Genomic DNA, 25,418 nt, shown 5'->3' with positions numbered 1-25,418 from the left:
GGTGTCCTCATCGTCCGGCTGGTAGCTGTCCCGCCTGGCTACTTCAGGGGTGTACGCTGGTATTCAAGTCGCGGGCCATGCTCCTGCCAGCGAGGTAGTACACCATTGCCGCCAAGATGAAGCCCCCAGCACAGGTCACGATGGCACTGCGCAAGCCAATCACTGAGGCACCATGACAGGCCTCGGCCAGTATCGCTTCGGCATTCGCCGGAGCCATACCACCTGGGCATAGCGTGCTGTAATCACCGAGCGAAAAGTCGCGAGCGGCATAAAGGTCACTGGCCAAGCCAATAAACAGTGGCCCCAGGCCCATTCCAATGAGATTGAGTACAAATAGCAGGATGGCCGACGCCGATGCTCGCATCCGTGGCTCGGCCAGGTTCTGGGTCACAGCAAACGTTGGAGGTTGGTGAAACATCACGAACATACAACCGATGGCAATCCAAACCACGCTCAACTGCCAGCTCTCCTGCAGGAAACCGACTACGTAGCAAGGAGCAGCGGCCAGAAAACTCAAGGCCGGTACCCAGCCATACCATTTCTCTCCACGCCGCCCAGCCCAATCACTGATCACACCGCCCAGCGCACCACCAATCATCCCCGCACCGCCGGAAATGATCGCGAACATCAACCCAGCCTTGGCGTAACTCATATCGAAGGCACGGATCATGTACACCGGTATGAACAGATTGATACCGTAGACGGCAAACCCGCCCAACCCAGCACCTAGTGATATTCGACGAAACGTTGCCAGACCGAACATTCGCTTCAATACGGTCACGAACGACGGGACATTGTCACTGTCCTGATAACGCTCTTCGGACAGACCACGCTGGGGCTCGCGGAGTGTTGCGTACACCAGCAGGCCCAGGGCAATACCCGGCAAGCCCATCACGTAAAACGCCTCGCGCCAGCCATAGTGCTGCACCATCCACCCTCCCAACACAGCACCGCCCGCGGCGCCCAGTGGCACGCCCAGGGAGAACAGGGCCAGGGCCGTGGCACGCCGCTCGCGAGGGAAGTGATCGGCAATCAGCGAATGCGCAGCGGGGACACACCCTGCCTCCCCTACCCCGACCCCCATGCGGAACAGCAACAACTGGACAAAGTTGTTGGCGGTGCCGCACAAGGCGGTCATCGCCGACCACACAATTACGCAACTGCCAATGATGCGAACACGGCTTCGACGTTCGGCGAAACGAGCAATCGGTAAACCCAGCACGGTGTAGAACAGTGCGAATGCCAGGCCGCCCAGCAACCCAAGCTGTAAGTCGCTCAGTTGCAAGTCCTCTTTAACGGCCTGGCCCACCGTCGCCATGATAATGCGGTCCATGAAACTGGACGCATACACCAGCACCAGCATGCACAGCAGCCAGGCTCGATAACCACGTGAATTGAGTGTCGTTGACACGGGTGATTGCACAGACACGGGGGTCTGGCGGGTGCTGGAGAGACTCATCACATACTCCTGTCGAGCCGCTGCGCGACTTCTATTTGTTGTTGGAAACGCTTGGGCCAGAGCAGACGTTTGTTGCCCTAGCCTAGCGACTTCAGCCAGCAGTGGCAATATAGCTTATATAAGTATTGCTTAAATAATAGCCAGCATTTGACAGCGCGCGATTCACCCACAATGACTTTGAAGGGGTCAGCCACCTTCAGAACGACGAGATCGCACTTGATCTACACACCAAGACCAGACTGCAAGGGCTCCAGGCCCATATCAACTCGGCCCGTTACGGGACGTTCCAAGGTTTCACTCGTAGCGTTTGAGCATGGTCTTGGCGATGACCAGTTGCAGTACCTGACTGGTGCCTTCGTAGATGCGCATGGCCCGCGCATCGCGATAAAGGCGCTCCACCGGGTACTCGGCGACATATCCGCTACCACCGAAGATCTGCACGGCGCGATCAGCGACACGGCCCACCATTTCCGAACAGAAATATTTGGCAGAGGCCGCTAGCGTGCGCGCATCTTCGCCCTGCTGCAGGGCCTGACCCGCCCGCAGGGCCAGCGCCAGACCCGCAAGGTATTCGGCTTCAGAGTCAGCAAGCATCGCCTGGATCAATTGGAAATTCGCGATGGGCTGACCGAACTGTTTGCGTTGCAACGCGTAACGCGCCGCCTCGTCGATAATCCGCCGAGCCAACCCTACGGCAGAGGCGGCCACGCTGGCACGGCCGCTATCGAGCACCTGCATGGCAATGCGAAAGCCCTTACCTTCATTTTGCGCCCCGCCAATGATGGCATCGGCCGGCACGCGAACATTCTCGAGAATCACATCGCAAATGGCCGAGCCTCGCTGGCCCATCTTCTTTTCTTGCTTGCCAATGTGCAGGCCGGGCGTATTGCGCTCCACGATAAAGGCGCTGATACCGTCCGCGCCAGGTTTGCTCCTGTCCGTGCGGGCCATCACCGTAAAAATATCGGCGTGCAAGGCGTTGGTGATGAAACGCTTGGTGCCGTTGAGCACATAGTGGTCACCGTCACGCACCGCCGTGGTTTTCAAGCTGGCAGCATCGGAGCCTGCCTCAGGCTCCGTCAGGCAGAAGGCCGCTCGGTATTCACCGCTGGCCAACTTGGGCAGGTAGCGTTGTTTCTGCTCGGGAGTACCAGCCAACACAATGCCCTTGCTGCCAATCCCCACGTTAGGCCAGAACACCAGGCGAAAGGCCTGGGAGGTCTGGCTGAACAGCATCTGTACCTGCATCTCCTGCTCGATATCCAGCTCCAGGCCTTCATATTCCTGAGGGATACCCAAGCCAAAAAGGCCCATCTCGCGCATCTCGGCAACGATTTCTTCCGGCACGGCGTTTTTCTCTTCGACGAGCTCTTCGAGAGGCATCAGACGGTTTTTCACGTAACGTTCGACGGTATCCAGGAGTGCCTGAAAGCTTTGAGAATCAAATGCGCTGGCCATGGAGCAGATCCCTGTGGGTTGATTGGAGTTATGCATCACATGTAAGCCTATCTTATATAGATTGTAAAGCCTCTATTCTGACCAAAATCGTATGGACGCACCTTTACAAGATACGTAAACCTTATATACGTTATACTTCCAACAACCCATCTGGAGCACAACAATGACAAACCAGCCCCCGAGCAAGGCCCCCTATCGACGCATCGCCACCGAAGAAGCCTTCGCTCCGCCGGAGATGATCGATATCTATCGACGCATGACCACGGGCAAGACCCTGGATGATCCTGGCTTCAATACCATGTGGAGCTTTTACCTCAGTGGTACCAGTGAGCGTGCGCGCTTTATCATCGACGGCCTGGAAGAGATGGAGACTCAGCGCCTGCGCCACATGGACGCTGCCGGTATCGACATGCAGATCCTCTCGCTGACATCCCCGGGCGTACAGGTCATGGACAAAGCCGACGCCGTCTCCTTCGCCCGCTACTCCAATGACTGGCTTGCAGAGGCCGTCGCACGTCACCCTGGTCGCCTCGCTGGCCTGGCAGCCGCAGCCCCTCAAGACCCAGCTGCGGCCGCCAAGGAGATTCACCGCGGAGTCACCGAGCTTGGGCTCAAGGGGGTTATCATTAACTCCCATACTCACGGCGAATACTTGTCCGATCCCAAATTCTGGGAAATCTTCGAAGCAGCCGAAGCTCTGGGTGTACCGATCTACCTACACCCCATGACGCCACCAAAAAACATGATCGAGCCGATGCTCGACTGTGGCTTGGACGGTGCCATTTTCGGCTTTGGGGTTGAAACCGGTATGCACGCCTTGCGCATCATCACAGCCGGAGTATTCGACCGTTTCCCCAAACTGCAGATGATCCTCGGGCACATGGGCGAGGCACTACCTTTCTGGATGTTCCGCCTGGACTACATGCATGCCGCGACCGTACGTTCAAAGCGCTACGCCAGCATGCAACCGCTCGAGCGCAAGCCCAGTGACTACCTCAAGGAAAACTTTTACATCACCAACAGTGGCATGGCCTGGGAGCCTGCAGTGCAATTCACCCAAGAGCAGATCGGCGAAGACCGCGTCATGTATGCCATGGATTACCCTTACCAATACGATCCTGCCGAAGTCACGGCCCTGGACAACATGAACATCAGTGACCAGGCCAAGAAGAAGTTCTTCGAGACCAATGCCACGCGACTCTTCAAGCTCGATTGAAACACCCTGTTCCGTCCTGAAACAGGTGTAAACCTTCAGGACGGGACACCGGATACCTTTTTTGTGCCCCCGACTTTCAGCATCCGCTTGGAAACCGCGCAGCAAGCAGCCTCCCATCGACTGAAACAATACAAGCGGAGCAAAGCCGGCCGGCACTAGAATCCATTCAGTGCCGGCATCGAGCGATCGGGGGGATCAACCCGCTGCGGAGTGAACCTCTACCGGAGCACTTGCGACCCGCGCCTCCTCCTCCATCATCTGCTCAAGCAACTTGTTGAACTGAACAATGGCTTGGTCCGCGGCAAGCGGAATGACGCGCACCCCGGGCGAGCGCAGGATGGTACGCTGCTGCGCTTCCACGATGACCTTGTCCTCACTGAATGCTTGCTGGGCAATTTTCAGGAAGAGTTCTTTCTTGTCTGGCTCCTTCGACCAAGGACCAAACGCGAAGAAATAGCAGCTGGTAAATTCAGTGAGAGGGGTAACCGCCTGGCAGGACAGCGTCTTACGCAACGGCTCTACGCTTGAGTCCGGCTCTTGGCGGTTGAACTTCTCCGCCGTGCCCAGCGGATAGGTATCACCTCGAAGAAGGAAGATTCCCGGCACCAGAAAGTCGTAACTGGTCCAGAGGTCCCTCTTCCCGCCATTCCCATCCAACCCAGGGGTTCCCTCAATCCAGCGAGAAACTCGAACCCCCCGCTCCAAACGCTGCACGCTTACCTTGGCACCAACCCACTGCTCTTCTGCAGCGAAGGAGTCGGGGGCGCCATGCACATAAGTCAAATGCGACAAATCCAGCAGATTGTCATTGATCAGGCGGTAGTGCGCGTCATAGTCCATTCGACCAGGAATCATCGACCAGTCAGGATGGATATGGCCGACAAAGGGAGGAATCAAGCATTCGTCAGCCTTTGCCGGATCCCCCATCCAGATCCATGCGGCACCGTGCAACTCCACTACTGGATAAGTCGGCACGCGGAGAAGGGGCGAAATCCTGTCCTGCCCGGGCACTTCGATGCACCGCCCATCATCTGCAAATTTCAATCCGTGATACATGCAGCGCAGCCCATCGCTTTCGAGACGCCCGACCGACAACGGGGCCAAGCGGTGGCAGCAGCGGTCAGCCAGGGCCACCAATTTGCCATCTGCGTTTCTGAAGAGCACTACGGATTCTTCAAGAAGAGTGAACGGCTTGATTTCACCGGCAGGAAAGTCTTCTTTCCAGCCGACCATGTACCAACAATTTCTTACGTATTTCATAGCTAATCCTCTTATGGTTGTTTGATGGATGCCGCCGGAACATGTGCGGCCGAATCAAACCCCGACTCCCCTATTCCTTCCAGCCCCTTGAACGCAGCTACCCCCCGCGCCCCTGAGAAGCGGCTCCACGATTAGCCGACAGGAGTCGAGGCAGCTCAGTGCCACCCAGCTCAGGACCATCCTCCCACTCTCGAAGCAGTAGAGCGGAGTCGATTTCGCAAGCATCCCAGCCAACGCTTATGGGCTTAACGGCATCAGTGCCGATGGGAGTGTTGAGGGGCATGCGCGCGTTCCGGTATGAGGCTCATTATTGTTGGTGCTCTCGTCCTGCCATGTGATCTCTTCATCACACAAGTAAGCATTTCTTATATAAGGCAACCAGCAGGCCTGCGTCAACGGTTTCGAACACAGTCTTGACGTCATCGCATTGTTTACATAAGGCTTGCTTGCTATTTTCATACGGTAACTGCTCGTACCCCGCTTTCGGTGCGCCGCAGCCTACCTGGATGCTCGCAAGAGCCCATTACTCGGCCTCCGCAAGCGCGGCCACATTCCCCGCCCCACCACCCACCGTTTCATCTGCGGTACTATCCATCAGGTCTCCTTACTTAGCAGGATCCTTCGTGCCGACCATCGATCTGAATGCACTGATGCTTTTTCACGAGATCGCCACTGCAGGGAGCCTGGCCCGCGCAAGTGTTCGTTGCGGCGTACCCAAGGCCACCCTCAGCCGCCAATTGCGGGCTCTGGAGGAGCAGTTGGAATTGGTCCTGGTCAAGCGCAACGCCCGGGGCGTTATGCTCACTGAAGCCGGGAAGGCGATCCTGGAGCACTGTGAGCGCATCCGCACTGAAGTGGCGAGCGTCACCGACCTAGCAAGTGAGACGCACTCGGAGCCCACCGGCACCCTTCGCATCAGCATGCCCTTCGGCTTCGGCGGAGCGGTGGTGACCCGCGTGATTGCTTGCTTCGCTCGCCAGTATCCCCTGGTTAAGCTGGAGATAATGGCGACCAACAATCCGGTGGACCTCGGCGAAAGCGCCTATGATGTTGCCATCCATGTCGGCCGGGTTGGCAATCCAAATCTACCTAGCCGCTTGCTAGCGGAACTGGAACGTGGGCTCTATGCCAGCCCAGAGTTCATCGCCCGCTCAGGTAAACCAAACTCAATCGAAGACCTTGCAAACTTCGATTGGGTTTTGCTGGACACACATTTACGCGACGGTGCCTGGCCAGTGGAGGCCGGCAACGCCAACAGCCCAAGAGTGCGCGCCTTGGTGTCGGAAATTGGCGTTGCCTTCCAACTGGCACTGGAAGGGGTCGGAATATCGATTCTGCCGGTGGCCATGTGCACCGCTGAAGTGGCCGCCGGCCGCTTGCAACGCCTGCTACCCGAGCTTTCGTTACCACCCACCCAAGCCTATGCCTCCTACGTCGAACGACGACATCAACCCGCACGGTTGAACGCATTTCTCGAGGTGCTGCGCGCGGAATTCAGTAACTACTCCAGAGCCAAGAGCGTTCCAGAAACGGAACACCGGATTCCGTCCTTGGCCCTACCCGCACGCCCACATACGACTTAGCCTGTCATCCCGGTCCCATTACAAAACCTCAGCGAGGACGCCCGATGAAGACTTTTCCGCAACTGCCAATCTATACCGGCTTCAACCGACCAAACCGCATGGAGCTCGACATTTCCGACCTGGAGATCGAGGGTCAGCTGCCGGACATCGAAGGGGCGTTCTATCGCGTCGGGCCAGACCCGCACTACCCACCGCTGCTGGGGAATGACATTTACTTCAACGGCGACGGCATGATCTCCATGTTCCGTTTCGAGAAGGGGCGCGTAAGCCTCAAGACCCGCTACGCCCGTACTCAAAAGTTCCTCGCTGAGGAGAAGGCTGGCCATCCCCTGTTCGGGGCCTACCGCAACCCGTACACCGACGACCCGAGTGTGGAAGGCATCAGTCGCAGCACTGCCAACACCAATATTTTCTTCCACGAGGGACGCCTGTATGCGATGAAGGAAGACAGCCTTCCCACGGAGATGGATCCCTTCACTCTGGAAACCATTGGCGATACCAGCTTCGGCGGAAAGGTAACCAGCGAAGCGTTCACTGCTCACCCGAAATACGACTATGCGACCGGGGAGATGATTGGCTTCGGTTACCACGCCAAAGGCATAGGGTCAGACGATGTCGCCTACTACGTAATCGACCGCCACGGCCAAGTGGTTCACGAAACCTGGTTCAAGGTTCCCTATGCCAACCTGATGCATGACTTCGGCGTTACCGAAGACTATGTTGTTTGGCCCATCGTGCCCGTCTGCACCAGCCTGGAACGCGCTCGTGAAGGCAAGCCGGTATTCGGCTGGGACAGTTCGAAGGATGTCTATCTTGCAGTTCTGCCGCGCCGCGGCGAGGGCAAGGACCTGCGTCTGTTCAGGGCGCCGAATCAATTCTGCTCCCATGTGATGAACGCGTTCAACGATGGCACAAAAATTCATTTCGACACGCCGGTAGCTCGTAGCAACGCCTTCCCCTTCTTCCCGGACATCACCGGCGCCCCGTTCGATCGCGAAGGAGGCTCCGCGCGTATGACGCGCTGGACCCTGGACCTGAGCTCCAAGGATGGCAGCTGGGAAGCTCGCACACTCTCGAACATGATGGGTGAATTCCCGAAGATCGATGAGCGCTACGCCTGCCACTCGTATCGCCACGGCTACATGTGTGTCATGGATCCCAGTCTGCCGCTGGATCCCACCACCGGACGCAGTATTTCCGGCCTTCTGATAAATGCTTGGGGCCATATCGACATGGCCACCGGAGTCAGCAAACAATGGTTCTGCGGGCCGAAGACCACCCTGCAGGAGCCAGTTTTTGTCCCCCGCAATGCAAACGCCCCCGAAGGCGATGGTTATCTGATGGGGCTGATGAATGTCTACGAGACCATGTCGTCAGCACTGGTAATCCTCGATGCGCAACATGTCGACGAAGGCCCTATTGCTACGATCCACATTCCGACGCACTTGCGCAGCGGCTTGCACGGTAACTGGGTACCTGCAGATCAGCTGACCAAAGGCAAAGCGTCGGTGGTTTGAGCCATCACGGCGTACAAAAGCGCGACCGATGGTTGGATGGTCGCGCCTTTTTGTTTTCGCCGTTTTGCCGAATTGCACGCGCCCCTGGTAGGCGACTGCGCAACAGGATGAAGGCCTTTCACGCAGGTAGCGGGCCAGGATGGCGGCGATATCGAACATTTCATCCATGGTTTCCACCACCACCACGGCCTCGCGCTCTACCAGGGTACGCATTACCTGGACGTCGCCGGCCAACGCACCGGTGTGCGACTGAGCCGCTTCCCTTGCACGAGCGCTGCGGTGCATCAGGATGATCGGTTTACCCGCTTCGTTTGCACGTTGTACACGACCCGTGGCCCTTTGTGCGTTCGCATCATTCGGGCATCGCTTTCGTGGGTATTAAATTGCTCAAGCTCCATCGATTTCATCAGCGCCTGGCAAGTCAGGTTATTCGAGTGCCTGACTTTAAGTTGCGCCAAAGCAGTCTTGTACGCTGGAAATAGCCGTAGAGGTAGAGTTTTAGCTGGTTGGCGGGATCGTAGGAGGGGCGCCCGGTCCCTTTGGGTAGGGCTTTATCGAAACCCAGACACACAAGATCGAGCTTGGCGACGTAAGTGTCGATCACACGAACGAGGTGGTCCTCGGGGATCAACTCTTCCAGCGAGACCGGAAACAGACTGGTCTGGCTGCGGGATTCTCCTTGGATGTAAGCCATAACGAAAAATGCTCCGTATCTTTCGATAGGGAGCATTCTCTTTGAGCGCCGCGCAGACTGCTGGGTTTTCACACAGTCTGTCGCGGTGGCTTTTTTACGGGTTACGTGTCAGAGCCCCACGATCACCGACTTGGTCTCGGTGTAGGCCAGTACACCTTCCTGCCCATTTTCCCGCCCGACACCCGACTCCTTGAACCCGCCGAAGGGTAAGGCGAAGTCCATGCCAAACGGGGTGTTGACCTTGATCGCTCCGGCCTTCAGCTTGCGAGCCAGGCGGTGTGCGGTGCTGATGTCACGGGTCCAGACCGAGGCAGCCAGCCCATAAGGGCTGTCATTACCGCGCTCCGCCAGGGTATCCAGGTCTTCGTCATCGAAGATCATGGCGCTGAGTACCGGCCCGAAGATCTCCTCGCGGAAGACGCTCATTTGCGGTGTGGTATGAGCCAGCACGGTCGGGTTGACGAAATAGCCTTCACGGTCAGGCGACTGCCCGCCCACCAACACTTGCGCACCTTCCCTGCGACCAGCTTCTATGAATCCGCTGACACGCTGCTTCTGCTCGCGGGAAACCAGCGGGCCAATTTCAGTACCTTCATCCGTGCCCGCGCCTACACGCAGCTGCCGGGCCCGGGCAGTAATGCCTTCGAGCACTTGGTCATAGACCTTGCGGTGTACGTACAACCGTGACCCGGCCACACACACCTGCCCGGAGTTGCTGAAAATCCCTTGTACCGCAGCCGGAATCGCCCGTTCGAGGTCTGCGTCGGCGAAGATGAAAGTGGGTGACTTACCGCCCAGTTCCAAAGTGACACGCTTGAGTGTACGCGCCGCAGAGGCCATGATCGCCTTGCCCACCGAGGTTGAACCTGTAAACGAGATTTTGTCCACCATCGGATGCTCGACCAGCGCCTTGCCCGCCGACTCCCCAAGCCCGGTGACCAGATTGAACACCCCTGGCGGAAAGCCCGCTTGCTCAATCAATTGCGTCAGACGCACCGTTGTCAGCGGCGTTTGCTCGGCAGGTTTCAATACAATGGTGCAACCAGCAGCCAAAGCGGGGGCCAGCTTGCCCACCGCCATCAACATCGGGAAGTTCCAGGGAACGATCTGGCCTACTACCCCGACTGGTTCGCGCACCGTATAGGCATGGTGCTCACCAGGCACTGACACAGGAATGGTCTCGCCCGTCAGTTTGGTTGCCCAGCCCGCGTTGTATCGCAGGATTTCCGGAGCACCGTTCATGTCGATCATCCGTGCAGCGGCCAGTGGCTTGCCGTTGTCCAGCGATTCGAGCAACGCTAGCTCGTCGGCATGGCTACTGATCAGCTCCGCAAGCTTCCACAGCAGATGGGTGCGTTGGGCACCGTTCATCTTTGACCAGGGGCCGCTGTCGAACGCTCGGCGTGCCGCACGTACGGCCAGGTCGATATCCGCGCTTGCGCCTGCAGCGGCGTAAGCAAATACTTTCCCTGTCGCCGGGTTGAAGACCTCAAAGGTCTCGCCGGACTGGGCCGCCTGCCAGTGACCATCGATGTACAGTTGCTGTGGCTGGGCGAGAAAGCCCGACTGCAGCGTTTGAATGCGCTCTTGTACGGTCATGATGACAACTCCTGATTATCAATGGTTTGAGGGGTAGTGGCTGAGTTCTGTCGTGTGGCACTTGAAGCGGAATTTGAGCGCCCCAACACCAGATCGGCCCCTTTTTCGCCGATCATGATCGCCGCAGCATTGGTATTGGCGCCGGGAACCGTAGGCATGATCGAGGCATCGATCACGCGCAACCGACCTACCCCGTGCACCCGAAGTTGCGGGTCCACTACTGCCAACGGACCATGGCCCATGCTGCAGGTGCCTACCGGGTGCTGAGTAACCCCAGCCGTTTCGCGGATAAAGGCGTCCAGTTGGGCGTCGCTCTGGATCTCGATGCCCGGCAAGACTTCGGCGCCGACCCAGTCGGCCTGGGGCCGGGCAGCATAAATCCGGCGTACCGCTTCGATACCTCGCCTCAGCGTGGCAAAATCCTCTTCATTATCGAAAATGTTCAACTGCACTTTCGGTGGGTCGGCCGGGTTACGCGAACGCAGGGTCATCCAGCCACGGCTTTGCGGATGCAGCAGGCAGATCGACACGGACAGGCGATGAGCCTTGGGTTTGACCACACCGGGAAACCAAAGCCCGGCATCGAGGCGAACCGGGTTGCACAACAACTGGATATCGGGCTGCTCCAGATCATCCCGGGTACGCAGCACGATGTTGCAGCTATTGATCTGGCTGGCGAATGCGCCGGTACCGAACAGTTTCCACCGCACCACCGACCACAAAGCCTTGTCCAGGCGCAGCTCGTTGATGAAGGTCACCGGCCGGCTGGCTTCGAAGTCGATGTTGACCCGTGGGTGCTCCGACAGGTTGCGGCCTACCCCGGGGAGTTCCTTGAGTACCTCGATGCCATGGCGCTGCAGTTCGTCACGGGGGCCGATGCCTGACAGCATCAACAGTTGCGCCGAGTTGTAGGTACCGCTACTGAGGATCACTTCATGCTGGGCCATGGCCCGTTGCAGCTGACCGTCCTTGAGGTACTCGACGCCTACGGCACAGCCATTGTCCAGCAGTACCCGCTGGGTCAGCGCCTGGGTGATGACCGTCAGGTTCGGGCGCTTGAGCGCACCGTGCAGGTAGGCACGCGCCGTACTGGCGCGGCGCCCGCGCGCATCGATGGTCACTTCACCCCGGGCAAACCCTTCCGGCTGCGCATCCAGGTCATCGCTGGTCTGGTACCCCACCGCTTCGGCAGTTCGCATCAACGGCTCGTGCAGGCGCCCCCGGGTTTCGATCGGCGTAATGCTCAAAGGACCTGTACCGCCATGCAGGGCGTCACTGCCGCGCCAGCTGCATTCGGCACGTTTGAAATAGGGCAGCACATCGGCATAGCCCCACCCTTCGCAGCCCATGTCGCGCCATTGATCGTAGTCACGTGGATGGCCGCGCATGTAGAGCATGCCATTGATCGACGACGAACCGCCCAAGGCCTTGCCCCGGGGTATCAGGATTGATCGACCATTGAGGGTGGGCTCGGTCTCGGACTTGTAGTTCCAGATAAATTCGGGCCGACGCAGAGCCTTGAGAAAACCCATGGGCATGGTCAATAGAAACCTGCGATCACTCCCCCCTGCTTCCAGCAACAGCACCGAATACCGCCCGTCTGCGCTCAAGCGCTCGGCAAGCACGCAGCCTGCCGAACCCGCGCCGACAATGATGTAGTCGTAACCCGCTTTTGTTGTTGTGTGCATATCAGGTTCAACTCATGTGCTTCAAAGAGGAAAATGCCCGGCCTGGGTTTCCACGGTGATCCAGCGCAAGTCCGTGAACTCATCAATCCCGGCCGTGCCGCCAAACCGTCCGTAACCACTGGCCTTCACACCGCCAAAGGGCATCTGTGCTTCATCGTGCACCGTGGCACCGTTGATGTGGCAGATGCCCGAATCGATCCGTTTGGCAACCCGCAAGGCGCGGGCAATGTCACGACTGAAAATTGCTGCCGATAGCCCGTACTCGCTGTCATTGGCTACAGCGATGGCCTGGGTCTCGTCTTTGACCCGCACCACGCAGACCACCGGACCGAAACTTTCTTCATGGTAAATGCGCATGTCGGGGGTGACGTGGTCGAGCACTGTGGCATCCATCAGCAACTCCCCCTTGGCAGCACCGCAGACCAAAGTGGCCCCTTTGGCCAAGGCATCATTGACAAGCACCTGCAGGGCTAGTGCCGAGCGCTTGTCTACCACTGAGCCAAGAGGGCTGCGGCCCTCGCGCGGGTCACCCGCTGTGAGGGTCGCGGCCTTGCCGGCCAGCTTGTCGACGAACGCGTCGGCAACCTGTTCATCCACGACTAGCCGCTCGGTGGACATACAGATTTGCCCTTGATTCATGAACGCGCCGAATGCTGCCGCCTTCACGGCCTCGTCCAGATCGGCATCATCGAGGACCAGTAGCGGTGCCTTTCCACCCAGTTCCAGTAGCACTGGCTTAAGCTGGCGAGCAGCCGATTCAGCTATCAGTCGGCCCACTCGGGTAGACCCGGTGAAGTTGATGCGCCGCACCGCGGGATGCTCAATCACCGCCTCGACCACCGCCGCGGCCTCCTGCGCGCTATGACTGATAACGTTCACCACCCCGCTGGGAAAGCCCGCTTCACATAGGGCTTCTCCAATCAGGTAGTGGGTATAGGGACAGATTTCCGACGCTTTGAGCACGACTGTGTTGCCGCATGCCAACGGCCAGGCCAGTGCACGCACCCCCAGAATCACCGGTGCATTCCAGGGCGCTATGCCGAACACAACGCCAGCGGCCTGGCGAATACCCATGGACAGGCAACCGGGTTTGTCCGACGGAATGACCTGACCGGTAATCTGAGTGGTGATGGCAGCCGCTTCACGCAGCATATTGGCCGCCAGCATTACGTTGAATCGGGCCCAACCAGCAGTGGCGCCGATTTCAGCGGCCATGGCCGTTACAAAATGCGGCTCCTTGGCTTGCAGGCATTCCGCTGCCCGAAGCAGCAATGTGCGCCGGGCATTCGGCCCTGTCTCGCTCCAGCCGAGAAACGCCTGTGCGGCGGCGTCGACCGCGCGCCGCGCATCGTCAGGGCTTGCGGCGGCGGCGCAGGTGGCCACCTCGGCGGTCAGTGGGTTAATGCGCTCGAATGTTCGCCGCTGACTGGCTGCACTCGGATTATTATCTATCAACAATTGGCAATGGTGCATGATCCCTCCCGGGTTCAGCCTTGGCTGATCTGCTTAATGGTCAGGCAGGCTTCAAGCCCTTCGATGGCGTTTTCAGCACCATGGCCGCTATCCTTGATCCCGCAGAACGGTGCATCGGCCGAGCCTACAGCCGTCGTGTTGATGCCCACCATCCCTGCCTCCAACGCATCACCCACCAGAAGTGCGGTTTTCGCCGATTGGGTAAAGGCGTAGGCGGCCAGCCCAAAAGGCAGTCTGTTGGCCTGTTCGATGACCTCATCAAAGGTCCTGAACGGCTGTATCAGTGCCAGCGGCCCGAAAGGCTCCTCATTCATGACCCGCGCACTAAGGGGCAATTGGCTAATCACCGTGGGCTCGAAGAAGTACCCTCCATCGAGCGCGATAGGATGACCGCCAGTGTGAATCTGCCCGCCTTGGCGACGGGCGTCCTCGACCAGTGCCTGTATCGCATCGACACGCCGCTCATGGGCCAGCGGCCCCATGCGTGTACTTGCTTGCAGGCCGTTACCGACCGTCACGGCGCGGGCACGCAAGGTAAACTCTTCAAGAAAGCGCGAGTAGACGTTTTCCTGGACATAAAATCGGGTCGGCGAGATGCACACCTGACCGGCATTGCGGTACTTGCTGCCCACCATCAGGTTCAGCGCCTGATCCAGATCGGCGTCATCGAACACCAGTACTGGCGCATGCCCTCCAAGTTCCATGGTCGTACGCTGGCCACCGTCGGCCGCCAGTTTCATCAGGTGCTTGCCGACCGCAGTCGAGCCGGTGAACGACAGCTTGCGGATGATAGGAGATGCCAGCAGGTGCCGCGAAACCTGGTCCGGCACCCCGTAGACAATGTTCATGACACCCGCCGGCAATCCAGACTCAATCAAGGCTTGAGCGATCAGCATCGCCGAGGCCGGTGCTTCTTCCGGCGGCTTGAGAATGACCGAACAACCGGCACCGATCGGCGCGCCCAGCTTGCGCGCCGGGTTGCCCAACGGAAAATTCCAGGGCGCGAACGCTGCCACGGGGCCCACGGGCTCCTTGACGACCATTGTGCGCGAACCGGGTTGACGCGGAATAACCCTTCCATACGCACGTCGCCCCTCTTCGCCATACCACTCCAGGCATTCGGCGGCGGCTTGCAGTTCAATGCGAGTTTCGAGCAAGGGCTTGCCTTGCTCGAACGTAGCAATGGCGGCGATCTCATCGCGCCGCGCCAGCAACCAGTCCGCAGCGCGGCGTAGCACTCGCGCCCGCTCCAGCGCTGGCGTGGCCCGCCACAGCGCAAATCCTCGCTGCGCTGCGTCCAGCGCACGGTCAAGGTCGTCAGCTGTAGCCAACGGCACCTGGCCGATGATTGCGCCAGTGGCGGGGTTGATGACCGGCTGGGTGTCGCGGCCGTCGGCAGCAATCCATTGGCCATCGATGTACATCTTGATCTCGGGGTAGTTCACGGCAGGCCTCTCATGAGTAAATGATGAATTCGTCAGCGCCTGTCCGGCTCCGACAGGAAGTCCAGTACCCGCTCATTGAACAGGGTCGGATTTTCAAGGCTGCTGAGATGAGCCGCGCCTTCCAACGTATTTAGCGTGGCACCCGCCACGCCCTCTGCTATCTCCTGCGCCGCCATCTGAAGTGCTGGATGTTCCTGCGCTCCACAGATGACCAACACCGGGCGCTCAATGGCACGAAGTGAGTCACGCAGATCGACATCCCTCAAGACTGCGAGGTTGCCAATGAATCCTGCCACGGACATTGAGGCCATCTGCGTCTTTAATTGGTTGGTCATGCGTGGTTCGCGGACCTTGAATTCATCACTGAGCCAGCCATCGATCATTGTCCGTGCAACCTCGACCAGCCCCTCTGCCTGAGCCCTTGCAGCCAGCGCCGCGAAAGGCTCCTTTCTGGCTATAAATGGCGTGCTGTTGGCAACGACCAGCCGTTCAATGAGTTCAGGCACTTCAGCCGCCAGCCACAGACCACACATCCCGCCCAGGGATAACCCAACAAAATGCGTACGTTTCACGTTAAGTGCAGCGAGCACTGCCAGCGCATCGCGGCCTAATGTGTCGATTCCGTATTCGGCTTCGGGACTGTCGGAACGACCGTGGCCTCGACTGTCATAGCGGATGACTTTGAATTGCACTGCAAGTACTGCCGCAAGTTCATCCCAAAAGCTCAGATCACATCCGAGAGGGTGGCTCAGCAGCACCGCGGGAGCGTCGACGGGCCCTTCTACCTGGCAATGGATCAAGCAACCATCAAAGGTGGGTATCCATTTATTGATGCACTGCATCGGCTTCGACCTCCCTGAGGTTGAGACGACCTGTCTCGGCAGCGATCATTTCATCAAACATGCGATTGAAGCGCGTCACGGCCTGGTCCATCGCCAGCGGCATGATGGCAACATCCGGCGAACGATCAATGCACTTTTGCTGCGCCTCGATGATCTGCCGGTCCTCTGCAAAAGCGGTGTTGGCCATTTGGAAAAACAGATGTTTTTTATCGGCGTGCTCAACGTTTGGGCCGATGGCAAAGAAGTAGCTCGAAGTCTTCTCGGTGAGGGGTGTGACTGCCTGGCAAGTGAAGTTCTGACGCAGCGGTGTCAGGTTTGCCGGCGGTTCCTGGTGATTGCAGCGTGCCGCCGTCCCCGCCTCGAATACGTAGACGTACAGAAGGAAAATGCCAGGCACGAGGAAGTCGTACGTGGTCCAGCGGTCGGTTATTTCGTCCGACTGCCCGAGGGTGCCAGGTAGGCGAGCAGCTTCGATCCAGCGCCCGACGCGAACACCGCGCGATATCGGTTGCACCTGCATCTTCGACAGGGCCCATTGATCTTCGGCCGCAAACGAATCCGACGCATTGTGCACGTAGGTCAAATGGGAAAGGTCAAGCAGATTGTCGTTGATCAATCGGTAATGGGCCTGATAATCCATACGGCCGGGAACCATCGCCCAATCCGGATGATTTACGCCGACGAAATCAGGGATCAGCTGTTCATCAGCTTCGCCCTCGCCCATCCATAGCCAGATCGCACTGTGGCGTTCCAGAGCTGGGTAACTGCGTACCCGCACCTTGGCCGATATACGCTCTTGCCCAGGAATCTCGATGCAGGCGCCTTGGGCATTGAACTTCAAACCGTGATACATGCAACGCACGTCATCACCTTCGAGGCGGCCGCAAGACAAGGGGGCCAAGCGGTGACAGCAACGATCTTCAAGGGCACCGAACGAGCCATCGCTTTTGCGGAAGATGACCACTGCTTCACCCAGCAAGGTGAACGGCACGAGTGTCTCCGGCGCAAAATCGTCTGCCCATCCGACCATGTACCAGCACTCTTTCAAATACTTCATTGGCTCATCTCCATTGGTGAGGAAATCAATTCAGGCGTCGGTACGCTACTTGCCTGTTTGCGCAAGATCAGGTCGGCAGCTTTCTCTGCGATCATGATCGCTGGCGCATTGGTATTGCCGCCCACAATGCGAGGCATCACCGAGGCGTCGGCCACCCGCAACCCTTCGATGCCATGCACACGCAGCCCGGCATCCACCACCGCGTCGGCCCCCAGGCCCATGGCACAGGTCCCGGCAGGATGAAACGCAGTGCCGATCATGCCCCGTACAAACTGATCGATCTCGCTATCACTCTGGACAGTGGTACCCGGCACCAGCTCGTGGCTGATCAATCGCGCAGCCGGCTGTGTGGCAAAAAACTCACGCATGCCGCGCACGGCACGGCGAAAGAACAGCCGATCACTTTCGGCCTGCAGCAGGTTGAACTGGATCACCGGCTTGGCGAGGGGATCTGCCGAACGTAGCCGAACATGCCCCTTGCTGTCGGGTCGCAAGCGCACGTTGGCGGTGGAAAACTGATGGCCAACGCCCTTACCTACCAGTGGGTACCAGACCTTGGCATGACCCGCCACGGGACTGATCAGCGTCTGGCCATCGGGGCGGTCCAGCCCCACCTCGCTGTGATAGAACAGCATGCCGCTGACCGGCAGCCCAGCCGCAGGCCCGGTGCCGAACAACTTCCACTGAATCACCGAACGGGCCAAACGGTCGTAGCGCAGTTGCGAGTCGAAGGCAATCGGACCGTTGGCGGCGAACTCTACCCGGATGGAATGGTGATCCTGAAGATTCTGCCCGACACCGGGCAGGTCCAGGTGCACGTCGATGCCGTGCTTGCGAAGTGACTGGGCCGGGCCGATGCCCGAGAGCATCAGCAACTGTGGTGAGTTGAACGCACCGCCACTGAGGATGACCTCGCGATCGGCGAACACCTGACGGCGCTGGCCTTGCTCGATGTACTCCACCCCGGTGGCTCGATGCCCCGCGAGCAACACGCGGGTGCTCATACAGCCCGTTCGCACTACCAGATTGTGCCGAGCATGTACTGGGTGCAGAAATGCCTGCGAAGTGCTTGCCCGGCGCCCCTTGGCAACGGTGAAGTCAGGCGCGCCGAAGCCTTCCTGATCCTCACCGTGGAAGTCATCGACCGAGCGATGTCCCAATCGCTGCGCGGTCCGTGCCAGGTCATCGTAGAGGTGCGCATCACCTTGGTGCCGAGAAACGCCCATGGGCCCCTCGCCTCCGTGGAAACGTGACGTGCCACGCCAGTTGCACTCACTGCGACGAAAGTACGGCAGCACGTCCTCATAGCCCCATCCTTTCAAGCCCATGTCCCGCCATTCGTCATAGTCGCGGGAATGGCCACGGGCATAGAGCATTCCGTTCACCGATGAACATCCGCCCAGGACCTTGCCGCGAAAAACCGGTAGGCGGCGATTGTCGGCATAAGGCTCGGGTTCGCTCACATAGCCCCAGTCAATGGCCGGGTTGGTGAACATGTTGCGGAACGCCAACGGCATACTCATGTATGACACGTTGTCCGTACGTCCGGCTTCGAGCAGGAGCACGCGGTGAGAAGGGTCGGCGCTCAAACGATTGGCCAGCACACACCCGGCCGAACCGGCGCCAACGATGATGAAATCGAAAGTGTTCATCCGTTAGCCTCAGCCCATGGCGTAATAGCGAAACAACGTGTAATCCGGGTTCAGGTGTCGCTCGCCGCAACCAACGATCACCGTGCGGCTCAGCCAGTCGTGAGGTCCCAAAGGGACCTTGAAAGTTGGCGCCAAACGAAAGTAGGCCGGCTGAATCAACTGATCCGGTGTGGCATCGGCAGGGCGCTTGGCTGGCACCACAAAACCGCGGTTTTGCACATACACCGTGGTGCCGTCATCGAGCTCGAGCAGGTAATGAGCATTGATCACCACCACGCCATCGGGCCGAATATCTGCCCAATCCGCCCCCCCATGGGGGACCACTCGGCCATTGAGTCGCGGGCCTTCGACCACCCCGCCCGCCACTGAGGTAAAGCCGACTTCCCCACCGCCACAGACTGGACCGAAGCGCTGGCGCTGGTCAAAGTCGATACGGATGTCAAAAATGTGCTCTTGGTGCAACGTGAGGTTCATTATTGTTATCCCTCCAATTTAATGCAGCAGGCTGAAAAACTTCGGCCCTCTCAGGCAACGACCAACAGCGCATCCAGTGCCACGCAACCTTGCGGCTGGACCACCAATGGGTTGATATCGATTTCCAGCAAATTCGGATTGCCGAGCATCAAATCCGCCACTCGGCGCACTACCTTGGCCACGGCATTGATGTCCCTCGGTGGTTGGCCACGCACTCCGTCCAGTAGTGCGGCCCCTTTGAGCAGACGAAGCTGTTCCAGGATCTGTGCCTCGCTCAGATCGGCAGCCATCAACCGCACATCCTTGAGCACCTCGATATGGATACCGCCCAACCCAATCAGGATTACAGGCCCCCACTGAGGATCGCGACGCGCGCCGACCACCAGCTCCAGACCTGGCGCCGACAAACGCTCAACCAGCAAACCGTCCAGCGTCAGCCCCGGCATCGCGTCGCCTACCTGATGCATCATCCGGCTCCAGGCCTGGCGCAGGCTCGGCTCATCCTTCATGCCGATTGCTACCCCGCCAATGTCACTCTTGTGGGTCAGCGTATCGGCCTGGGCCTTGAGGACTACCGGATAGCCGATATCAGCAGCTATAGCCACAGCCTGATCAACGCTCCGCGCCAGGCGACCGTCTGGCACTTCAAGCCCCAACTCAGCCAACCACTGCTTACCCTTGTACTCGGCCAACGGTCCGCTGCTCAGGCCTTCGAGCAAAGGTACCGACCTTACGTCGCTACGGACCTGAGCAGCATGGAACAGGCGACCGTATTCATGCACCTTCGCCAAGGCACGCAATGCACGATCGGGTGAACGGAAAAACGGTACCTGACTGTCTCTGATACATGCGGTGACCTCGTCGGCCAACTCCGATCCATCCCCCATGAAGGCAAAAGCCACGGGTTTTTGCGAGTCGGTCATTGCGGGCAACAAAGAACGCACCTTGTCCATCTGCTGTGAGGGGCCACCGCCCATCAATGGCATCAGCAGACTTCCCACGTCGGAGTCATCCAGCAATGCCCGAGCACACAAGCCAAACAGTTCAGGCTGCTGCATGCCTTTGGACGTCAGATCGAGAGGGTTCTCCACAGTCGCAAAATCCGGCAATACCGCCGCCAGGGCCGCCACGGTGCGCGGCTGCAGATCTGCCAATGGCAAACCCAGGTCTTCGCAGAAATCGATGGCTATCCCTTTCACCGCTCCAGAATTGGATGCTACTGCAATCGCCGGCTGCTTGACCGGCGTGGGGTAGCGCGCAAGAATCGCGCAGGTATCGAACAACTCATCGAGGCTTTCAACCACCACCACGGCCTCTCGCTCGACCAGCGTGCGCATGATCAAGTGGTCGCCTGCCAGTGCGCCGGTATGAGATTGCGCGGCCTCTCTCGCCCTGGCGCTGCGTCCCGGATGCATCAAGACAATCGGTTTGCCCACTGAACGAGCCTTGGCGGCGGCCTCCAGAAAAACCTGAGGCTTGCGAATCATCTCCACGAACAAGGCAAACACATCGATATCGTCTGAATCCACCAAGTGGGCCAGCAGATCCTCCGCCCCCAGAGCGGCTTCGTTACCCGTGGACAATGAGCAGGCTACGTTCAAGCCCTTGGCCAACAGCGCCTGGCGCAGGTTTCCACTCATGGCACCACTTTGTGCGATCACTCCCAGCCGCGGACCCGGCCGGAGCGTTTGCGGCTGCACCTGTTCGAACGTCATGGGGGTTGCAGCAAGAAAGTTGACGAACCCCATGCAGTTGGGGCCCAGCATGGCGATGTTATGCGCAGCAGCTAATTCGGTGAGTTGCCGCTGAGCCTCTTGACCGGCTTCACCCATTTCAGCAAAGCCGGACGCGAAAACCACGACGCCACCTATCCCTCGACGCCCGCAGGCAGCCATTGCATCGGCAATAGCAACCTGAGGAGCGACAATGATTGCGGCATCAATACCTTCGGGCAAGTCGTCAATAGAGCGCACGCAGGCGCGACCCAACACTTCGTCGCGGCTACGGCTGACCAGGTGCAGAGAACCGGGGTAGTTGAAGCGCAACAGGTTGTTCAACACCAGATTGCCCACCGTCCCTGGCTCCGGAGAAGCCCCCACTACTGCAAGCGAGCGCGGTTGCAGCAGCCGCGTCAATGAATTGCGAGTCACGTCCACAGTGTCACTCCCTAAAAGATTAAAGGCTGGTATCGCGGCGGTAGGCACCCAGACCTGGGCGGAAGGATTTCTCATCCAGGAACTGGCTCATGCCGGTATCACGACCACGTTCGGCATCATGCAACAGCGACTGATCACTTTTAGCCATCAGATAATCGGCCCCCTGCTCCCAACTCATTTCCGAAGCAATACGATGGGCAATCTTGGCCTGCTTGAGCACGGTGGGGTTCTTGTCCATCAATTTTCGCGCCAGTTCCACTGTCCGCTCACGGAGCTGTTCAGCCGGCACAGCCTCGTTGACAAGGCCGATTTCCGCAGCGCGACGGCCGTCGAACTTGTCGCCTGTCATGATGTAGTACATCGCCTCACGTTCGCGCACCACGGCTGCCACAGCGCGACTGACCACACCTGCCGGAATGATGCCCCAGTTAATTTCCGAAAGCCCGAAAACAGCATCTTGCGAAGCGATAGCCAGGTCACAGGAAATCAAGGGCGTGAAGGCCCCGCCAAAGCACCAACCATTGACCATGGCAATGGTCGGCTTGGAGAAGACCCGCAGGTGCCGCCACTGCCAGTCACCGTTGGCCCGTACCAAGCGGGCTCGCTCGACCGGGTCGTTATCGGTTTCGCGAAAATACTCTTTCAAATCCATTCCAGCGCAGAAGGCTTCGCCTGCACCGGTCAACACCATGACCTTGCAACGATCATCAGTTTCGACCTGCGCCATGATTTCGCGCATTGCATAGACGATGCCAGGGTTGATGGCATTGCGTTTTTCTGGACGATTCAGGGTCACCCAAGCAATGCCGTCTTCGATTTCCAGCAGCACCGGTGGTTGATCTTTAGGTGTCGCGCTCATGAGGGGCAGCTCCTGTTGTAAGTATAGGCGAGCGTTATGTAAGCAATGCTTATATGCTTGACGAAGGACTGTCAACGAACATTGAACAGCCGCGGCGTAAGCACACAATACTTATATAAGGTAGCCATATATGCAGTCAAGCCATAAACGCTGTTTTTTTGTTTGCCATACCGATGGGTTTTGGCTCCAAGCGAGGGCTTGACGTAGAAATCATTCTTACATAAGGTTTGCTTACAAACAAAGCATTCCCCTCCTCCCGCCAAAGGAACTCGCCATGATTGTCGCGGCCGATTATCCCGTTTTGCAGCTGTTTCTGGTCGGTCGCTGGCAAGCTGCCGCAGGCCGTGTCACAACAGCATTGCATGATCCTGCAAGTGGAACGTTGATTGGTCATCTACCCCACGCCACAGCCGATGATCTCGACCAGGCATTGAATGGTGCTGAATCTGCTTTCAAGGCCTGGCGTCAAACCTGCGCAATGGAACGCGGTAACCTGCTAAAACGAGCCGCACAGCTTCTCAGAGAACGCTTACCCGCCCTGGCAGCAAACCTGACGCTTGAACAGGGCAAACCGCTGACCGAAGCACGCATCGAGATCGCAGCCGCCGCCGATATTTTTGAGTGGTTTGCCGAAGAAGGCCGGCGCGCTTATGGACGGATAATCCCTTCGCGCTCGGTGGATATCCGCTACCAGGTACTGCGTGAGCCTGTCGGGCCGGTAGCTGCTTTTGCGCCCTGGAATTTTCCAGCCGTGATTCCCGCGCGCAAGATCGCAGCAGCCCTGGCCAGCGGCTGCACGTGCATCATCAAACCTGCAGAGGAAACCCCTGCAACGTGCCTTGCGCTAGCTCAGGCGCTGTCCGACGCAGGCCTACCCGCAGGCGTGTTAAGCGTTGTTACGGGTGATCCCGGCTTCATCTCCGACTATCTTCTGCGCAGCAATATCATCCGAAAAATTTCCTTCACCGGTTCAACCGCTGTTGGCCGTCAACTGGGCAGTCTGGCCGCGCAGCAATTGCAGCGCAGCACTCTGGAGCTGGGAGGACACGCTCCAGTCCTGGTGTTCGAGGACGCTGATCTGGACCGGGCAGCTGCGATTTGCGTGGAAAACAAGTTTCGTAATGCAGGGCAAGTCTGCATATCGCCAACTCGCTTCTATGTGCACGAACGAGTACATGACGCTTTCGTTCAACGTTTCGTCGAACGGACGGCGGCGTTGAAGGTCGGTCACGGCCTGCAGCCTGGAACTCAGATGGGCCCCTTGGCCAACAGCCGGCGCCCCCATGCACTCAAGGGCCTGATCGAGGATGCCTTGGACAGAGGCGCAGAACTCCATTGCGGTGGACAAGACATAGGGCGTGAAGGGCATTTCTTTCGCCCTACCCTGCTGGCTCGCGTACCAGCCGAATCGCGGGTCATGCAGGAAGAACCATTCGGGCCGCTGGCATTGACGTCCACTTTCAGCCACTTGGAAGAAGCACTGGAGCTCGCGAATCGTTTGCCCTTTGGGCTGGCAGCCTACGGGTTTACCGAGTCGATCAAGACAGCGCACACACTGAGCAATGAAGTCGAGTGCGGAATGCTTGGTATCAACAACATGCAAATCAATTTTGCCGAAACACCTTTTGGCGGTGTCAAGCACAGCGGCTTTGGCAGCGAAGGTGGAAGCGAGGGACTTGACGGTTATCTGTCTACCAAACTGATCAGTTTGAGCTGAGGCAGTTTCCCATTGGCCTGAAAAGACATCAGGTCAACAACAATAAGAGGCGGAATATGTCCAATAGAGGCGTAGTTTATCTGGGCGATGGCAAGGTCGAAGTGCAATCGATCGACTTCCCCAAAATGCAGGATCCACGCGGCAAGCGTATTGAACACGGGGTGATCCTGCGGGTTGTGTCCACCAACATCTGTGGCTCTGACCAGCACATGGTGCGCGGCCGTACCACGGCGCAGGTCGGGCTGGTGCTGGGGCATGAAATCACCGGTGAGGTCATCGAAGCCGGCCGCGACGTAGAACACCTCAAGGTTGGCGACCTGGTCTCGGTGCCGTTCAACGTGGCCTGCGGTCGCTGCCGCTCTTGCAAGGAACAGCACACGGGCGTCTGCCTGACCGTCAACCCGGCTCGTGCCGGTGGTGCCTATGGCTATGTGGACATGGGCGATTGGGTCGGTGGCCAGGCCGAATACGTGCTGGTGCCATACGCCGACTTCAACCTGCTAAAACTGCCAGACCGCGACCGGGCCATGGAAAAAATCCGTGATCTGACCTGCCTCTCCGACATCCTCCCGACCGGTTACCACGGTGCCGTAACCGCTGGTGTTGGCCCCGGGAGCTCGGTGTACATTGCCGGTGCCGGTCCGGTTGGCTTGGCGGCCGCAGCCTCTGCGCGCCTGCTGGGGGCAGCAGTGGTCATCGTTGGCGACGTCAACCCGGTGCGCCTGGCCCATGCCAAAGCCCAAGGCTTTGAAATCGCCGATCTGTCGCAGGACACTCCACTGCATGAACAGATTGCCGCCCTCTTGGGTGAACCAGAAGTCGACTGCGCAGTCGATGCCGTTGGCTTCGAAGCTCGCGGCCATGGTCATGCCGGTGCGCAGCACGAAGCACCGGCCACGGTATTGAACTCACTGATGGGCGTGGTCCGTGTCGCTGGCAAGATCGGCATCCCCGGCCTCTATGTCACCGAAGACCCGGGTGCAATCGATGCCGCCGCCAAAATGGGTAGCCTGAGTATCCGCTTCGGCCTGGGCTGGGCTAAATCCCACAGCTTCCACACTGGCCAGACCCCGGTGATGAAGTACAACCGCCAGTTGATGCAGGCAATCATGTGGGACCGCATCAACATTGCCGAAGTGGTTGGAGTGCAAGTCATCGCCCTGGACGAGGCACCCCAGGGTTACGGCGAGTTCGACGCCGGCGTACCAAAAAAATTCGTCATCGACCCACATCGTCTCTTCAGTTCGTGAGTGCCGCAGCTGACCCCAA

At 58.7% G+C, this 25,418-nt stretch carries 18 protein-coding genes and 2 pseudogenes; 5 read left to right on the top strand and 15 right to left on the bottom strand.

Translation table 11 applies throughout. The annotated features are described in order from the left end of the window. Positions 1-43: 43 nt before the first annotated feature. The gene (locus tag GUY40_RS13930) at positions 44-1,459 is read right to left on the bottom strand and encodes an MFS transporter (protein WP_166569526.1); all 1,416 of its coding nucleotides are present in this window, start codon (positions 1,457-1,459) and stop codon (positions 44-46) included. A 294-nt stretch (positions 1,460-1,753) separates the two neighbouring features. Then, entirely contained in the window at positions 1,754-2,917 is a 1,164-nt protein-coding gene (locus tag GUY40_RS13925) for an acyl-CoA dehydrogenase family protein (protein ID WP_166569525.1), read from the bottom strand. Between the two features lie 163 nt (positions 2,918-3,080). Between GUY40_RS13925 and GUY40_RS13920 the strand changes: the two genes are divergently transcribed. Further along, a complete protein-coding gene (locus GUY40_RS13920) occupies positions 3,081-4,133 on the top strand; it encodes an amidohydrolase family protein (RefSeq protein WP_166569524.1) in 1,053 nt (350 codons plus the stop codon). Between the two features lie 195 nt (positions 4,134-4,328). On the opposite strand, the gene GUY40_RS13915 is transcribed toward GUY40_RS13920, so the two are convergent. Beyond that, positions 4,329-5,393, bottom strand: a complete 1,065-nt coding sequence (locus GUY40_RS13915) for an aromatic ring-hydroxylating dioxygenase subunit alpha (protein ID WP_166569523.1) — start codon at positions 5,391-5,393, stop codon at positions 4,329-4,331. Positions 5,394-6,016: 623 nt separating this feature from the next. On the opposite strand from GUY40_RS13915, the gene GUY40_RS13910 reads away from it, so the two are divergent. Beyond that, positions 6,017-6,976, top strand: a complete 960-nt coding sequence (locus GUY40_RS13910; protein ID WP_166569522.1) for a LysR family transcriptional regulator — start codon at positions 6,017-6,019, stop codon at positions 6,974-6,976. A gap of 44 nt (positions 6,977-7,020) precedes the next feature. Beyond that, on the top strand, positions 7,021-8,493 hold the full coding sequence (locus GUY40_RS13905; RefSeq protein WP_166569521.1) for a carotenoid oxygenase family protein: 1,473 nt from the start codon (positions 7,021-7,023) through the stop codon (positions 8,491-8,493). Between the two features lie 195 nt (positions 8,494-8,688). Here the strand turns inward: GUY40_RS13905 and GUY40_RS28785 are convergent. From GUY40_RS28785 to GUY40_RS13845, 12 genes and pseudogenes are all read right to left on the bottom strand, one after another. Beyond that, positions 8,689-8,778, bottom strand: a pseudogene (locus GUY40_RS28785) (hypothetical protein); the annotation flags it as partial. A 23-nt stretch (positions 8,779-8,801) separates the two neighbouring features. After that, positions 8,802-9,187, bottom strand: a pseudogene (locus tag GUY40_RS13895) (transposase); the annotation flags it as partial. Positions 9,188-9,295: 108 nt separating this feature from the next. Further along, a complete protein-coding gene (locus GUY40_RS13890; RefSeq protein WP_166569520.1) occupies positions 9,296-10,786 on the bottom strand; it encodes an aldehyde dehydrogenase in 1,491 nt (496 codons plus the stop codon). Then, the gene (locus GUY40_RS13885) at positions 10,783-12,474 is read right to left on the bottom strand and encodes a GMC family oxidoreductase (protein WP_166569519.1); all 1,692 of its coding nucleotides are present in this window, start codon (positions 12,472-12,474) and stop codon (positions 10,783-10,785) included. Before GUY40_RS13885 ends, GUY40_RS13890 begins: the two co-directional genes overlap by 4 nt. Positions 12,475-12,495: 21 nt before the next feature. Then, complete coding sequence (locus GUY40_RS13880; RefSeq protein ID WP_166569518.1) at positions 12,496-13,947, bottom strand: aldehyde dehydrogenase; 1,452 nt, start codon at positions 13,945-13,947, stop codon at positions 12,496-12,498. A 14-nt stretch (positions 13,948-13,961) separates the two neighbouring features. Further along, on the bottom strand, positions 13,962-15,371 hold the full coding sequence (locus tag GUY40_RS13875) for an NAD-dependent succinate-semialdehyde dehydrogenase (protein ID WP_178117823.1): 1,410 nt from the start codon (positions 15,369-15,371) through the stop codon (positions 13,962-13,964). 53 nt (positions 15,372-15,424) lie between these two features. Further along, a complete protein-coding gene (locus GUY40_RS13870; protein WP_166569516.1) occupies positions 15,425-16,234 on the bottom strand; it encodes an alpha/beta fold hydrolase in 810 nt (269 codons plus the stop codon). Next, positions 16,218-17,291, bottom strand: a complete 1,074-nt coding sequence (locus GUY40_RS13865; RefSeq protein ID WP_166569515.1) for an aromatic ring-hydroxylating dioxygenase subunit alpha — start codon at positions 17,289-17,291, stop codon at positions 16,218-16,220. The genes GUY40_RS13870 and GUY40_RS13865 overlap by 17 nt, the downstream gene beginning before the upstream one ends. Continuing rightward, positions 17,288-18,943, bottom strand: coding sequence for a GMC family oxidoreductase (locus tag GUY40_RS13860; protein ID WP_166569514.1), 1,656 nt, complete (start codon positions 18,941-18,943; stop codon positions 17,288-17,290). The genes GUY40_RS13865 and GUY40_RS13860 overlap by 4 nt, the downstream gene beginning before the upstream one ends. Positions 18,944-18,952: 9 nt before the next feature. Beyond that, positions 18,953-19,417, bottom strand: a complete 465-nt coding sequence (locus GUY40_RS13855; RefSeq protein ID WP_166569513.1) for a DUF3237 domain-containing protein — start codon at positions 19,415-19,417, stop codon at positions 18,953-18,955. Between the two features lie 50 nt (positions 19,418-19,467). Further along, a complete protein-coding gene (locus GUY40_RS13850; RefSeq protein ID WP_218585451.1) occupies positions 19,468-21,573 on the bottom strand; it encodes an acetate--CoA ligase family protein in 2,106 nt (701 codons plus the stop codon). A 19-nt stretch (positions 21,574-21,592) separates the two neighbouring features. After that, a complete protein-coding gene (locus tag GUY40_RS13845; RefSeq protein ID WP_371924807.1) occupies positions 21,593-22,402 on the bottom strand; it encodes a p-hydroxycinnamoyl CoA hydratase/lyase in 810 nt (269 codons plus the stop codon). 304 nt (positions 22,403-22,706) lie between these two features. On the opposite strand from GUY40_RS13845, the gene GUY40_RS13840 reads away from it, so the two are divergent. Then, positions 22,707-24,149: an NAD-dependent succinate-semialdehyde dehydrogenase gene (locus GUY40_RS13840; protein WP_166569510.1), complete on the top strand. Its 1,443-nt coding sequence runs from the start codon at positions 22,707-22,709 to the stop codon at positions 24,147-24,149. A gap of 56 nt (positions 24,150-24,205) precedes the next feature. Continuing rightward, entirely contained in the window at positions 24,206-25,399 is a 1,194-nt protein-coding gene (gene fdhA, locus GUY40_RS13835; RefSeq protein ID WP_166569509.1) for a formaldehyde dehydrogenase, glutathione-independent, read from the top strand. Positions 25,400-25,418 lie beyond the last annotated feature (19 nt).

The sequence above is a fragment of the Pseudomonas sp. R5(2019) genome (genome assembly GCF_009905435.1).
Taxonomy (GTDB): Bacteria; Pseudomonadota; Gammaproteobacteria; order Pseudomonadales; family Pseudomonadaceae; genus Aquipseudomonas.
The sequence above is the reverse complement of the archived record's forward strand: the minus strand, read 5'-3'. Positions and strand labels throughout refer to the sequence as shown.

Coding starts and splice junctions, on each gene's coding strand:
- GUY40_RS13930 (WP_166569526.1), bottom strand. CDS start 1,459: ATGAGTCTCTCCAGCACCCGCCAGACCCCCGTGTCTGTGCAATCACCC.
- GUY40_RS13925 (WP_166569525.1), bottom strand. CDS start 2,917: ATGGCCAGCGCATTTGATTCTCAAAGCTTTCAGGCACTCCTGGATACC.
- GUY40_RS13920 (WP_166569524.1), top strand. CDS start 3,081: ATGACAAACCAGCCCCCGAGCAAGGCCCCCTATCGACGCATCGCCACC.
- GUY40_RS13915 (WP_166569523.1), bottom strand. CDS start 5,393: ATGAAATACGTAAGAAATTGTTGGTACATGGTCGGCTGGAAAGAAGAC.
- GUY40_RS13905 (WP_166569521.1), top strand. CDS start 7,021: ATGAAGACTTTTCCGCAACTGCCAATCTATACCGGCTTCAACCGACCA.
- GUY40_RS13890 (WP_166569520.1), bottom strand. CDS start 10,786: ATGACCGTACAAGAGCGCATTCAAACGCTGCAGTCGGGCTTTCTCGCC.
- GUY40_RS13885 (WP_166569519.1), bottom strand. CDS start 12,474: ATGCACACAACAACAAAAGCGGGTTACGACTACATCATTGTCGGCGCG.
- GUY40_RS13880 (WP_166569518.1), bottom strand. CDS start 13,947: ATGCACCATTGCCAATTGTTGATAGATAATAATCCGAGTGCAGCCAGT.
- GUY40_RS13875 (WP_178117823.1), bottom strand. CDS start 15,371: ATGTACATCGATGGCCAATGGATTGCTGCCGACGGCCGCGACACCCAG.
- GUY40_RS13870 (WP_166569516.1), bottom strand. CDS start 16,234: ATGCAGTGCATCAATAAATGGATACCCACCTTTGATGGTTGCTTGATC.
- GUY40_RS13865 (WP_166569515.1), bottom strand. CDS start 17,291: ATGAAGTATTTGAAAGAGTGCTGGTACATGGTCGGATGGGCAGACGAT.
- GUY40_RS13860 (WP_166569514.1), bottom strand. CDS start 18,943: ATGAACACTTTCGATTTCATCATCGTTGGCGCCGGTTCGGCCGGGTGT.
- GUY40_RS13855 (WP_166569513.1), bottom strand. CDS start 19,417: ATGAACCTCACGTTGCACCAAGAGCACATTTTTGACATCCGTATCGAC.
- GUY40_RS13840 (WP_166569510.1), top strand. CDS start 22,707: ATGATTGTCGCGGCCGATTATCCCGTTTTGCAGCTGTTTCTGGTCGGT.
- fdhA (WP_166569509.1), top strand. CDS start 24,206: ATGTCCAATAGAGGCGTAGTTTATCTGGGCGATGGCAAGGTCGAAGTG.